Origin of the sequence: Arthrospira sp. PCC 8006, assembly GCF_046480465.1 — a bacterium.
In the GTDB taxonomy this organism is placed as follows: Bacteria; Cyanobacteriota; Cyanobacteriia; order Cyanobacteriales; family Microcoleaceae; genus Limnospira; species Limnospira platensis.
This window is the reverse complement of the sequence record NZ_PKGG01000596.1, coordinates 1-376: the sequence shown is the minus strand read 5'-3', so window position 1 is coordinate 376 and position 376 is coordinate 1. Positions and strand designations below refer to the sequence as shown.

Annotated in this window: 1 pseudogene; it reads left to right on the top strand. The window is 68.6% G+C overall.

Annotated elements, in window-relative coordinates:
- Positions 1–227: pseudogene (locus B9T16_RS29535) on the top strand (phosphate ABC transporter ATP-binding protein); the annotation flags it as partial.
- Positions 228–376 lie beyond the last annotated feature (149 nt).

Sequence of the window (376 nt, the reverse complement as noted above, 5' to 3'; positions counted from 1 at the left end):
CCCTGGACCCGGCCGGCACCGCCCACATCGAGGCGCTGATCACCGAACTGAAACAGCGCACCACCATCCTGCTGGTCACCCACAACCTGCAGCAGGCCGGCCGCGTGTCCCGCTTCGCCGCCTTCATGTACCGTGGGGAGGTGGTCGAGTACGGCGAGACGGAGCGGTTGTTCACCCGTCCGGCACGGACGCGGACCGAGAACTTCATCACCGGCCGTTTCGGCTGAACCAGGCACGCCCATGCACCACCCCATCGCCCACACCCTGAAGAAGTTCGACGAGGAGCTGGCCACGCTGCGCGACCGGGTCCTGCAGATGGGCGGACTGGCCGAGGAACAGGTGCGCCGGGCGGTGCAGGCGCTGGAGCAGGGCGATC